This is a genomic window from Immundisolibacter cernigliae, from assembly GCF_001697225.1.
GTDB lineage: Bacteria > Pseudomonadota > Gammaproteobacteria > Immundisolibacterales > Immundisolibacteraceae > Immundisolibacter > Immundisolibacter cernigliae.
Genome location: NZ_CP014671.1, coordinates 2,614,000 through 2,626,383, shown reverse-complemented (window position 1 = coordinate 2,626,383; position 12,384 = coordinate 2,614,000). Strand labels below are relative to the sequence as shown.

7 protein-coding genes are annotated in these 12,384 nt (G+C 68.0%); 2 read left to right on the top strand and 5 right to left on the bottom strand.

Annotation, left to right across the window (positions count from 1 at the left end; translation table 11 throughout):
* Window positions 1-213: 213 nt before the first annotated feature.
* Complete coding sequence (locus PG2T_RS12520) at window positions 214-1,410, top strand: efflux RND transporter periplasmic adaptor subunit (protein WP_068806072.1); 1,197 nt, start codon at window positions 214-216, stop codon at window positions 1,408-1,410.
* Window positions 1,403-4,540 carry an efflux RND transporter permease subunit gene (locus PG2T_RS12515; protein WP_068806069.1) on the top strand — a complete coding sequence of 1,046 codons (3,138 nt, stop codon included), beginning with the start codon at window positions 1,403-1,405 and terminating at the stop codon, window positions 4,538-4,540. The genes PG2T_RS12520 and PG2T_RS12515 overlap by 8 nt, the downstream gene beginning before the upstream one ends.
* A gap of 140 nt (window positions 4,541-4,680) precedes the next feature.
* Here the strand turns inward: PG2T_RS12515 and sucD are convergent, their stop codons facing one another.
* The 5 genes from sucD to PG2T_RS12490 all read right to left on the bottom strand — a co-directional run bounded on the left by sucD (window position 4,681) and on the right by PG2T_RS12490 (window position 12,319).
* Complete coding sequence (sucD, locus tag PG2T_RS12510) at window positions 4,681-5,553, bottom strand: succinate--CoA ligase subunit alpha (RefSeq protein WP_068806066.1); 873 nt, start codon at window positions 5,551-5,553, stop codon at window positions 4,681-4,683.
* The gene (gene sucC / locus PG2T_RS12505) at window positions 5,550-6,719 is read right to left on the bottom strand and encodes an ADP-forming succinate--CoA ligase subunit beta (protein WP_068806063.1); all 1,170 of its coding nucleotides are present in this window, start codon (window positions 6,717-6,719) and stop codon (window positions 5,550-5,552) included. Before sucC ends, sucD begins: the two co-directional genes overlap by 4 nt.
* A gap of 123 nt (window positions 6,720-6,842) precedes the next feature.
* Complete coding sequence (gene lpdA, locus PG2T_RS12500; protein WP_068806060.1) at window positions 6,843-8,258, bottom strand: dihydrolipoyl dehydrogenase; 1,416 nt, start codon at window positions 8,256-8,258, stop codon at window positions 6,843-6,845.
* A gap of 2 nt (window positions 8,259-8,260) precedes the next feature.
* Window positions 8,261-9,460 (bottom strand): 2-oxoglutarate dehydrogenase complex dihydrolipoyllysine-residue succinyltransferase, encoded by a 1,200-nt coding sequence (gene odhB / locus PG2T_RS12495; protein ID WP_068806058.1) that lies wholly within the window; start codon window positions 9,458-9,460, stop codon window positions 8,261-8,263.
* 27 nt (window positions 9,461-9,487) lie between these two features.
* Window positions 9,488-12,319, bottom strand: a complete 2,832-nt coding sequence (locus PG2T_RS12490; RefSeq protein WP_068806055.1) for a 2-oxoglutarate dehydrogenase E1 component — start codon at window positions 12,317-12,319, stop codon at window positions 9,488-9,490.
* Window positions 12,320-12,384 lie beyond the last annotated feature (65 nt).

Sequence of the window (12,384 nt, the reverse complement as noted above, 5' to 3'; positions counted from 1 at the left end):
AAGCTTTGCCGCGGAAATCATGTGGGAGCGGGCAGGGCGCTGGCCGAGAGTTGCCCACGTGGCGGTGCCTGGAACGGGCATCTGCGCTTATACTTGCGGCATTCCACCTGCCAGGACAGCCCCTCGATTCGCGGGGCGCGTTGTGTGCGCCCACTCCACTGACCGGTCGGTCAGTGGAGGCGCGACCGGTCAGGTTTACCGTGGAGACAGTCGATGCACGAAGTTCGGATCAGGTTTCGCTCCAGCCTGCTGGCCGCTGGCCTGGCGATGCTCGCCGCCTGCGGACCGGCGGCCCCGCCACAGGCGCAGCGCCCGCCGCCGGAAGTCGGCGTGCTCGAAATGCAGCCGCAGGCGTTCGAACTGTCCACGCAGCTGCCAGGCCGCACGGCTGCCTTCCGCGTGGCCGAGGTCCGGCCGCAGGTGAGCGGCATCGTGCAAAAGCGCCTGTTCGAGGAAGGCAGCACCGTAACGGCTGGCCAGGCGCTGTACCAGATCGACCCGGCGCCCTATCAGGCCGCCACGCAACGCGCTGCGGCAGAACTCAAACGTGCCCAGACGACCGCCGAGGTGGCGCGCCTGAAGGCCGAGCGCTTTGCGCCGCTGGCCCGCTCCGGCGCCGTGGCGAAGCAGGACAACGACGACGTGCAGGCGACCTACCGGCAGGCGCTTGCCAACGTCGACGCCGCCCGCGCCGCGCTCGAAACGGCCCGTATCGACCTTGGCTACACGCGCATCCAGGCGCCCATCGCCGGCGTGATCAGCGAGTCCTACATAACCGAAGGCGCCCTGGTCACCGCCGGCCAGCCGCAGCGCCTGGCGCAGGTAACGCAGCTGGATCCGATCTATGTCGACATTCAGCGTCCGACCGCCGAGTTGCTGCAGTTGCGGCGGGAATTCGAGGCCGGCCGCCTGGAACGCGCCGGTCCGGACAGCGCCCGCATCGAGCTGCTGCTGGAAGACGGCAGCGCCTATTCCCTGCCCGGCCAGCTCCAATTCTCGGGCGTGACTGTGGATCCGGGCACCGGCTCGGTGAACCTGCGCGCCGTGTACCCGAATCCGGACCATCACCTGCTGCCGGGCATGTACGTGCGCGGCCGTTTGCGCGAGGGTGTGGAACCGGCCGCGCTGCTGGTGCCGCAGCGCGCCGTGACGCGCGATGCGGAAGGCCGCGCCAGCGTGCTGGTGGTCGGCGCCGACAACAAGCTGGAAGTGCGCATCATCGAGACGCGCCGCGCGGCCGGCGACGCCTGGCTGGTCGGCAAGGGTCTTGCCATGGGCGACCGGGTGGTGGTGCGCGGACCGCTGAGCCTGATGCCGGGCATGCCGGTCAATCCGGTTCCGGCGGATGCCAAGCCCGCGGCCCCGGGTGCGCCGTCGCCCGCCGCCCCCAAGGCCGCCGGACATGGTTAATTTCTTCATCGACCGGCCCATCTTTGCGTGGGTAATCGCCATCTCGATCATGCTCGGCGGGGCGCTGGCCATCACCACCCTGCCGATCGAAAGCTACCCGGACGTCGCTCCGCCGGCGGTGCAGATCCGCGCCGTCTACCCCGGCGCCTCGGCGCAGACCCTGGACAGCACGGTCACGCAGGTCATCGAACAGAAGATGGTGGGTCTGGACGGCCTGCTGTACATGGCCTCCGAGAGCAACATCACCGGTGACGCGCAGCTGACGCTGACCTTCGAGGCCGGCACCGACCCCGACATCGCGCAGGTGCAGGTGCAAAACAAGCTCAAGGCCGCCGAGGCGCTGCTGCCGGAAGAGGTCACCCAGCAGGGCGTGCAGGTCAACAAGGTCAGCCAGACCTACCTGATGGTGCTGGCCTTCGTCTCCGAGGACGGGCGCCTGGGCATAGCGGACCTCGCCGATTACGTTGCCGCCCACGTCCAGGAACCGATTGGGCGCGTCGATGGCGTGGGCGATGTGCTGCTGTTCGGCGCCCAGCACGCCATGCGGGTGTGGCTGCACCCGGACCGGCTGGCGCAGTTCGGGCTCACGGTGACGGACGTGAACGCCGCCATCCGGGTCCAGAACGCGCAGGTCGCCGGTGGCCAGCTGGGCGGCCTGCCGGCAGTGCCCGGCCAACAGCTGAACGCCACCTTGCTGGCGCAAAGCCGACTCGAAACCCCGGAACAGTTCGGCAATATTCTGCTCAAGGTGCAACCGGACGGCGCCCAGGTACGTTTGCGCGACGTGGCACGCATCGGCATAGGCAGCGAGAACTACGGCTTTCAGAACGTCTACAGTGGCAAGTCGGCATCCGGCATCGGCATCGTGCCGGCGCCCGGCGCGAACGCGCTCGAAACCGCCAAACGCCTGCGGGCGCGTCTTAAGGAACTGGAGCCCACCTTCCCGCCCGGCGTGGTGGTGCGCTATGCCGAGGACAGCACGCCGTTCGTGAGCACGGCCATCAGGGAAGTCGCCCTGACCCTGCTGATGGCCGTCGGGCTGGTGTTCCTGGTGATGCTGGTGTTCCTGCAGAACCTGCGCGCCACGCTGATCCCGACCCTGGCCGTGCCGGTGGTGCTGCTGGGCACCTTCGGCATCATTGCGCTGGCCGGCTTCTCCATCAACATGCTGACCATGTTCAGCCTGGTGCTGGCGATCGGCATGCTGGTGGATGATGCCATCGTGGTGGTGGAGAACGTCGAGCGGGTGATGCACGAGGAAAACCTCGACGCCCGTTCGGCCACGCGCAAGTCCATGCGCCAGATCACCGGCGCGCTGGTCGGCATTGCCCTGGTGCTGTCGGCGGTGTTCGTGCCGATGGCGTTCTTCCCCGGTACCACCGGCGCCATCTACCGCCAGTTCTCGCTGACCATCGTGTCGGCCATGTCGCTGTCGGTGCTGGTGGCGCTGGTGTTCACGCCGTCGCTGTGCGCCACGCTGCTCAAGCCCAAGCCGCACGGCCCGCCGCGGCGCGGGCCGCTGGGCGCGTTCCAGCGCGGCCTTGGGAAGACCACCAAGGGCTACGTCGGCGCGGTCGGCTACATGGCCCGGCGCATCCCGCGTTTCTTGCTGGTCTATGGGGTGATCGTGGGCGCGCTGGGGCTGCTGTTCGTACGTCTGCCGGGCGGCTTCCTGCCGGACGAGGACCAGGGCACGCTGTACGCCAATGTGCTGCTGCCACCGGGCGCCACCACCGAGCGCGCAGCGGTGGTCATGGACCAGGTCGGGCGCTATTTCTACGAGACCGAAAAGGACATCGTGTTCGGCGCCATGAACGTGTTCGGCTTCAGCTTCGGCGGCCGCGGCCAGAACGTCGGGCTGGTGTTCATCAACATGAAGGACTGGGATCAGCGGCCGTCGCCCAACGACAGCACGCAGGCCCTGGCCGCCCGCGCCAGCATGGCCTTCGCCCGTACGGTCAAGGACGGCATGGCGTTCGCTTTTGCGCCGCCGTCGGTGCGGGCACTGGGACGCTCGACCGGCTTTGACCTGCAGTTGCAGGACCGGGCCGGCCTGGGCCATGAAGCGCTGATTGCAGCCCGCAACCAGATGCTGGGCATGGCTGCGCAAAGCCCGGTGCTGGCCAACGTGCGTCCCAACGGCCTGGAGGACGCGCCCCAGTACCGCCTGAACGTGGACCGGGAAAAAGCCCGCGCGCTGGGACTTTCGCTGGCCGACATCAACCAGACACTCGGCACCGCGTGGGGCTCGTCCTACGTCAACGACTTCATCGAAAACGGCCGTACCAAGAAGGTATTCGTGCAGGGCGATGCGCCGTTCCGGATGCTGCCGCAGGATCTGGACCGCTGGTACGTGCGCAATGCCGGCGGCGACATGGTGCCGTTCAGCGCCTTCTCCAGCGCGCAGTGGACGCGCGGCTCGCCGCGCCTGGAGCGCTTCAACGGCGTGCCGGCGGCCAACATCCTGGGCCAGGCGGCACCCGGCCGCAGCTCCGGCGAAGCCATGGCAGAAATGGAGCGCATGGCCGCGCAACTGCCGCCCGGTATCGGCTACGAATGGTCCGGCCTGTCCTACCAGCAAAAGCGCGCCGGCTCGCAGGCGCCGGCTCTGTATGCCATATCGGCGATCGTGGTGTTCCTGTCGCTGGCGGCGTTGTACGAGAGCTGGTCAGTGCCGTTTGCGGTGATGCTCGTGGTGCCGCTCGGCCTGCTGGGGGCGGTGCTTGCGGCGCTCGCTCGCGGCCTCAACAACGACGTGTTCTTTCAGGTCGGCCTGCTGACCACCATGGGGCTGACGGCGAAAAACGCCATCCTGATCGTGGAGTTCGCGCACGACCTGCATACCCACCAGGGCAAGTCCCTGGTCGATGCGGTGCTCGAAGCCGCACGCATCCGCCTGCGCCCGATCCTGATGACGTCGATGGCCTTCATGCTGGGTGTGGCGCCGCTGGCCGTCGCCACGGGCGCGGGCGCCGCCGCGCGCATCGCCATCGGCACCGGCGTGCTCGGCGGCATGGCCACGGCGCTGTTCCTGGCCACCTTCTTCATCCCGCTGTTCTACGTGGCGGTGCGCAGGCTGTTTGGCCGCAGCCGGCCACGCCGGCTGCCGACGCCGCACACAGGAGTGTGAGCGAAACACCCGGGAAGGCGCTGAACAAATCCATCCTGGATTTCTCAGCGCCCGCCATCGGCCCGGCGCACCAAAAAAACGCCGCGACAAGCGCGGCGTTCTGATGCGGGGTTCGGCCGGGCCGGTGACCCGGCCGACGCTCACATTCCCAATGCCTTCTTGACCATGACGCCCAGATCCGCCGGCGAGCGGGCGATATGCACGCCGGCCTTCTCCATGGCGCGGAACTTGTCCTCGGCCGTGCCCTTGCCGCCGGCAATGATGGCGCCGGCATGGCCCATGCGCTTGCCGGCCGGCGCGGTGGCACCGGCGATGAAGCCGACCACCGGCTTTTTGACCTCGGAGGCGATGTACTCGGCCGCTTCTTCCTCGGCGCTGCCGCCGATCTCGCCGACCATCACGATGCACTCGGTCTGCGGATCGTCCTTGAACAGGCGCAGCGCATCGATGAAGCTGGTGCCCGGAATCGGATCGCCGCCGATGCCGATGCAGGTGGACTGACCGGCGCCGATGGCCGTGGTCTGGGCCACCGCCTCGTAGGTCAGCGTGCCGGAACGCGACACGATGCCGACCTTGCCCGGCAGATGGATGTCGCCGGGCATGATGCCGATCTTGCACGCGCCCGGCGTGATGATGCCCGGGCAGTTGGGGCCGATCAGGCGTGAGCCGGAACGATCGACCACCATCTTCACCTGCAGCATGTCCAGCGTCGGCACGCCCTCGGTGATGCACACGATCAGCGGCACGCCGGCGTCGACGGCCTCCAGGATGGAGTCCTTGCAGAAGGCCGCCGGCACGTAGATGACGCTGGCGTCGGCGTGAGTCTCACGCACCGCGTCGCGCACCGTGTCGAACACCGGCAGACCCAGGTGCTGCGTGCCGCCCTTGCCGGGTGTCACACCGCCGACCATGCGCGTGCCGTAGGCGATGGCCTGCTCTGAATGAAACGTGCCCTGTTTGCCGGTGAAACCCTGGCAGATGACCTTGGTGTCCTTGTTGACCAGCACGCTCATGCCACGCTCCCAGCTGCCTTGACGACTTTCTGTGCGGCATCGGTCAGACCGTCTGCCGGAATGATGTTAAGACCGCTGTCGGTCAGCTTGCGACTGCCCAGATCGGCGTTGTTGCCGGCCAGGCGCACCACCACCGGCACCTTGACGCCGACGTCCTTGACCGCGGCGATGATGCCGTCGGCGATCAGGTCGCAGCGCACGATGCCGCCAAAGATGTTGACCAGCACCGCCTTGACGCTCTGGTCGGCCAGGATGATCTTGAACGCCTCGGTCACGCGCGCCGCCGTGGCGGTGCCGCCGACGTCCAGGAAGTTGGCCGGGTTGCCGCCGTGCAGCTTGATGATGTCCATGGTCGCCATGGCCAGCCCGGCACCGTTGACCATGCAGCCGATGTTGCCGTCCAGCGCCACGTAGCTGATGTCGTGCTCGCGGGCGCGGTTTTCCTTCTCGTCCTCCTGCGAGGCGTCGCGCATGGCGGACAGGCGCGGCAGGCGGTACAGGGCGTTGTCGTCGATGTTGATCTTGCCGTCCAGGCACACCAGGCGGCCGTCACCGGTCACCACCAGCGGGTTGACCTCCAGCAGCGACAGGTCGCATTCCACGAACATCCGCGAGAGGCCCGTCATGAGCGTGGTGAACTGCTTGATCTGGTCGCCGCTCAGGCCCAGACCGAACGCGACCTGCCGACACTGGTACGGCTGCAGGCCAACGATGGGGTCGACGGCGGTGGTCAGAATCTTCTCCGGCGTCTCGGCGGCAACCTTTTCGATCTCGACCCCGCCCTCGGTGGATGCCATGAACACCACCCGCTGGCTGGCCCGGTCGACCACGGCGCCCAGGTACAGCTCGCGTGCAATGTGGCTGACTTCTTCGACCAGCACGCTGTTTACAGGCTGGCCATCGGCCGCGGTCTGGTAGGTCACCAGGCGCGTGCCGAGCATGGCCTCGGCAGCCTCCGCCACCGCGTCCGGGCTGTCCACCAGTTTGACGCCGCCGGCCTTGCCACGGCCACCGGCGTGGACTTGGGCCTTGACCACCCAGCGACTGCCGGGCACGCGCCCGGCGGCGGCCTTGGCAGCCTTGGGGCTGTCGGCGACTTCACCACGCGGAGCAGCGATGCCGTAATCGGCAAACAGTTGTTTTGCCTGGTATTCGTGCAGATTCATGGATGTGATCTTTCCCTATGACTGAAGGGACGGCGCCCGGCCGCGAGTCGGCCTGCCCGCTCCACGTTGCAGGTATGTCATCGACCTGAAGACCCGGATGCAGGCCCCACTGCCTGCGCCGTCTCAGATATGTATCGCCCGCCGGTGGGCCGCGAGGGCCGCCTCATGCAGCGCTTCCGACAGGGTCGGGTGGGCATGCACGATGCGCGCGATGTCCTCCGCGCTGGCGCAAAACTCCATCGCCACCACCGCCTCGGCAATCAGCTCCGAGGCGTGTGGGCCGATGATGTGTACGCCCAGCACGCGGTCGGTTTCAGCATGGGCAAGCAGCTTCACCTGCCCCTGCGCGGCCTCCATGGCACGCGCCCGACCGTTCGCCTGGAACGGAAAGACGCCCGACACGTAGGGCACGCCCTCGGCCTTGAGGGCCTGCTCGGTGCGACCGACCCAGGCGATTTCCGGCCAAGTGTAAATGATCCACGGGATGGTCCCGTAATCGACGTGGCAGTGCTGGCCGGCGATGCCCTCGGCAACGGCGATGCCGTCCTCGGACGCACGATGCGCCAGCATCGGCCCGCGCACCACGTCGCCGATGGCATACACCCCGGCTGCGCTGGTCTGAAAACGGCCATCGACGGGGATGAAGCCGCGCTCGTCGCGGCTCACGCCGGCGGCGTCCAGGCCCAGATCATCCGTTACCGGCTGGCGACCGACCGCAACGATCAGCCGGTCGAACTGGGTCTGCTGCGCGCCGGCGGCGTCCTCGAAATCGACCGCAACCTGCCCGGCTGCGACCTGCGCGCCGGTCACCTTGGCGCCCAGCCGAATATCCAGCCCCTGGGCGGTGAACTCCTTGAGCGCGAGCGCCGCGATGGCGTGATCCGCCGCCGGCAAAAACTCCGGCATCGCCTCCAGCAGCGTCACCTCGCTGCCCAGGCGCGCCCACACGCTGCCAAGTTCCAGCCCGATCACGCCCGCGCCGATGATGCCCAGGCGCGCCGGCACAGCCGTGAAGTCGAGCGCGCCCGCCGAGTCCACGATGTATTCGCCATCGACCGGCGCCACGCTCAGCGGCGTCGGCCGCGAGCCGGTGGCAACCAGGATGTGCTGCGCGGCCACGGTTTGCACCGCGCCGTCGGCGGTCGTCACCTGCACCTGGCCATCGCCCAGCAACCGCGCCGTGCCCTGCAACCAGGTGACACCGTTCTTCTTGAAAAGACCCTTGATGCCGCCGGTGAACTGGGCAACGATCCTGTCCTTGCGCGCCACCATGGCGGCCGGGTCGATGCTGACCTCGCCCACGCTGATGCCGTGCGCGCCAAGGCCGTGCCGGGCACGGTGGAACTGCTCGGACGATTCGAGCAGCGCCTTGGACGGGATGCAGCCGACGTTCAGGCAGGTGCCGCCCAGCGCCGGCTTGCCGTCCTTGCCGATCCAGCGCTCCACGCAGGCCACGCGCAGGCCAAGCTGGGCGGCGCGAATGGCCGCCACATAGCCACCCGGCCCGGCGCCGATCACCAGCAGGTCGTAGCGTTCCATGCTCAAAGCCCCAGCAGCAGGCGGGCCGGGTCTTCCAGCGATTGTTTGATCGCGACCAGGAACTGCACCGCCTCACGCCCGTCGATCAGGCGGTGATCGTAGGACAGGGCCAGGTACATGATCGGCCGCACCACCACCTCGCCGCGCTCCACCACCGGCCGCTCGACGATGTTGTGCATGCCAAGGATGGCGCTTTGCGGCGGATTCAGGATCGGCGTCGACAGCATGGAGCCGAAGATGCCGCCGTTGGTGATCGAGAAGGTGCCGCCGGACAGTTCCTCCAGCGTCAGCTTGTTGTCCCCGGCCCGGCGGCCGAAATCGGCGATGGCTTTCTCGATGTCGGCAAACGACATCTGCCCGGCATCGCGCAGAGTCGGCACCACCAGCCCGCGCGGGCTGCTGACGGCGATGCCGATGTCGAAATAGCCGTGATAAACAACATCGCTGCCGTCGATGGAAGCATTGACCAGCGGGAACTTCCTGAGCGCATCGACGGCGGCCCTGACGAAGAACGACATGAAACCGAGCTTCACGCCGTGACTCTTCTCGAAGGCCTCTCGGTGGCGGGCGCGCAGGTCCATCACCGGCTGCATGTTGACTTCGTTGAAGGTGGTCAGGATGGCGGCGGTGCGCTGCGCCTCGACCAGCCGCTCGGCGATGCGCTGGCGGATGCGCGTCATCGGCACCCGCTGCTCGGGCCGTTCTGCGGCCGGCTGCACCGCCACCTCGGCAGTCGCTGTGGGCGCCCGCTGCGCCACCGCCGCGAGCACGTCTTCCTTGATCACCCGACCGTCGCGGCCGCTGCCGCTGAGCGTTTCCGTCTCCACGCCCTGCTCCACCGCCAGCTTGCGCGCCGCCGGGCTGGCCGCCGCACTGCCCGCGGCGGGCCGGATCTCGGCCACCGGCTGCGGCTGCGGTGCCATGTCCGGCGCAGCGGCCACCGCGCCGGCAATCGGCGCCGTGGCGCTGGTGTCCAGGGTCGCCAACAGCTCGCCTGAATGCACGGTGGCGCCACCCGGCTGGTGAATGGCGGTCAGCACGCCGTCGGCCGGCGCCACCACTTCCAGCACCACCTTGTCGGTTTCAACGTCGATCAGGTTCTCGTCGCGTCGCACTGCCTCGCCCCGCTGCTTGCGCCACTGCAGCAGCGTGGCTTCGGCGACGGATTCCGGCAGTACCGGCACCTTGATTTCGAGTTGCATGTCAGTCCCGGGTTGAATGAACCACCTTCAGGCGGATTTTTGTTTGCGGGCGGCAGAGGCTTGTGCCGGCGCCAGGGCGTCGTCCACCAGTGCCTGTTGCTGCGCCTGATGCAGGGCGTAGCTGCCGACCGCCGGCGCTGCCGAACGCGGTCGGCCGACGTAGCGCAGGCGCTGGCCGGCGGCCAGCGCGTCGGTCAGCTTGTGGCGAATCTGGTACCAGGCGCCCTGGTTGAGCGGCTCTTCCTGCACCCACAGCACCTCGGCGGCGGTACCGTAATTTGCCAGCTCGGCCGTCAGGCGGGCCATCGGGAACGGATACAGCTGCTCCACGCGCACGATGGCGATGTCCTCGATTCCGCGCTCCTGGCGGGCCGCGTAAAGATCGAAATACACCTTGCCGCTGCACAGCAGCACGCGCCGCACCTGCGCCGGGTCGGGCCGCTGCGGGTCGCCGATCACCAGCTGGAACTCCCCACCTGCAAGCTCGTCCAGCGTCGACACCGACAGCCGGTGCCGCAGCAGGCTCTTGGGCGTCATCACCACCAGCGGGCGGCGGAAGCGGCGCAGCATCTGCCGGCGCAGCATGTGAAACATCTGGGCCGGCGTGGACGGCACGCATACCTGCATGTTCTGCTCGGCGCACAGCTGCATGAAGCGCTCCAGGCGCGCCGAGGAATGCTCCGGCCCCTGGCCCTCGTAGCCGTGCGGCAGCAGCAGCACCATGCCGCACAGGCGCTGCCATTTGGCCTCCGACGAGCTGATGAACTGGTCGATCACCACCTGCGCGCCGTTGACGAAATCGCCGAACTGCGCCTCCCAGATCACCATCGTCTGCGGGTCGGCACTGGCGTAGCCGTACTCGAAACCGAGCACGGCCTCCTCCGACAGCAGCGAGTCGATGACCAGGAAACTGGGCTGGCCGGGCTGCAGGTGCTGCAGCGGCACATGGCGCTGCGCCTGCTCCGGCGCGTCCAGGTCCTGGTTGTGCAGGACGGCATGGCGGTGCGAGAAGGTGCCGCGACCGCTGTCCTGGCCGGACAGGCGCACCCGGTAGCCTTCCGTCAGCAGCGTGGCGTAGGCCAGCGTCTCGGCGCAGCCCCAGTCCAGCGGTTGTGCGCCGGTGGTCATCTGCCGCCGATCGTCCAGCATCTTGGCCACCCGCGGGTGCACCTTGAAGCCGGCCGGCACCGTTGTCAGCTTCTCGCCCAGCCCGCGCAGGGTATCCAGTGGCACCGCCGTTGGCGCCGGTTCGGTCCACAGGGTGTCCATGTACGGCGCCCAGTCGATGGCCAGCAGCGGGCGCTGATCGCTCATCGGCAGCGGCGCCACGCACTCGCCGCGATCGAGCGCCTGCTGGTAGGCCTCGGCCAGGGCCTGCGCCTGGCCGCCGGCAAGCACGCCGGCACTTTCCAGGCGCCGCGCGTACAGCTCGCGCACGCTCGGGTGGCCGGCAATCTTCGCGTACATGCGCGGCTGGGTGATGGCCGGCTCGTCGGCCTCGTTGTGACCCTGCCGGCGGTAGCAGACCAGATCGATGACCACGTCGCTGCCGAAGGCGAGCCGAAAATCGAGCGCCAGCCGCGTCACGAACAGCAGCGCCTCCGGATCGTCGCCGTTGACGTGGAACACCGGCGCCTGCGTCAGCCGGGCGATCTCGGTGCAGTAGTAGGTCGAGCGGGCATCGGCCGGGTTGCTGGTAGTGAAGCCGATCTGGTTGTTGATGACGATGTGCAGCGTGCCGCCGGTGGCGTAGCCGCGCGTCTTGGCCAGGTTCAGGGTCTCCATCACCACGCCCTGCCCGGCAAACGCGGCATCGCCGTGGATCAGCAGCGGAATCACCTGCTGGCGGGCCCAATCGCCGCGGCGCTCCTGGCGTGCCCGCACCGAACCCTCGACCACCGGGTTGATGATTTCAAGATGCGAGGGGTTGAAGGACAGCGTCAGGTGAATCGGTCCGCCCGGCGTGATCGGATCGGCCGAAAAGCCCTGGTGATACTTGACGTCGCCGGAACCGATGAACTCGGCCTTGCCCTCGAACTCGGCGAACAGCTCACGCGGCTGCTTGCCAAGGATGTTGACCAGCACATTCAGGCGGCCGCGGTGGGCCATGCCGATGACCAGTTCCTTGACGTCGGCCGCGCCGGCCCGGCGCACGATTTCATCCAGCACCGGAATCAGGCCATCACCGCCTTCCAGCGAGAAACGCTTCTGGCCAACGTAGCGACGATGCAGGTACCGCTCCAGCCCTTCGGCGGCGGTCAGCGCCTGCAGAATCTGCCGCTGCTCGGCCTCGTTCAGGATTGCGCGGCCGCGACCGGCCTCGATGCGCTGACGCAGCCACTCGACCTGCGCCGAGTCGGAAATGTAGGCGTACTCGAAGCCGATGGCGCCACAGTAGGTGGCCTCCAGCGCCGATACCAGCTCGCGCAGCGGTGCACCAGTCGGCAGCGGGAAATTGCCGGCAGCGAATTCAAGGTCGAGGTCGGCCTGCTGCAGGCCGTGGTAATCCAGGCCCAGGCTCGGCACCTCCATGGGCTCCAGCAACTGCAGCGGATCGGTGCGCGCCCGCAGATGGCCGCGCTGGCGATACTCGTTGATCAGCTGCTGCACCGCGTTCTGCTTTTGCAGGCGCTGCAGATCACCTGCCGAGGCGGCAAGCTGCACGATCGCCGGATGGCGCGCCCGCTCGCGAAACCGTGCCTGCACAGCCCCATGGCTTGCGCCGACCGGGGCCTTGCCCCAGGACTCGAACTCGCGCCGCCATGGCGTGGGGACGCTGGCCGGATCGGCCAGAAATTCCTCGTACAGCGCCTCGATGAAACCGACACTGCCGAAACCAAGACTGGAGCTGGCGTCCATCGCAGATCCCATACCGGGTTGATTTGTGCCTGATTTTACGGCCAGCGGGCACGGTATCTGAAACG

Bases quoted from the DNA above. Each gene is read 5' to 3' on its own strand.
- PG2T_RS12520 (WP_068806072.1), top strand. From the start codon at position 214: ATGCACGAAGTTCGGATCAGGTTTCGCTCCAGCCTGCTGGCCGCTGGC.
- PG2T_RS12515 (WP_068806069.1), top strand. From the start codon at position 1,403: ATGGTTAATTTCTTCATCGACCGGCCCATCTTTGCGTGGGTAATCGCC.
- sucD (WP_068806066.1), bottom strand. From the start codon at position 5,553: ATGAGCGTGCTGGTCAACAAGGACACCAAGGTCATCTGCCAGGGTTTC.
- sucC (WP_068806063.1), bottom strand. From the start codon at position 6,719: ATGAATCTGCACGAATACCAGGCAAAACAACTGTTTGCCGATTACGGC.
- lpdA (WP_068806060.1), bottom strand. From the start codon at position 8,258: ATGGAACGCTACGACCTGCTGGTGATCGGCGCCGGGCCGGGTGGCTAT.
- odhB (WP_068806058.1), bottom strand. From the start codon at position 9,460: ATGCAACTCGAAATCAAGGTGCCGGTACTGCCGGAATCCGTCGCCGAA.
- PG2T_RS12490 (WP_068806055.1), bottom strand. From the start codon at position 12,319: ATGGACGCCAGCTCCAGTCTTGGTTTCGGCAGTGTCGGTTTCATCGAG.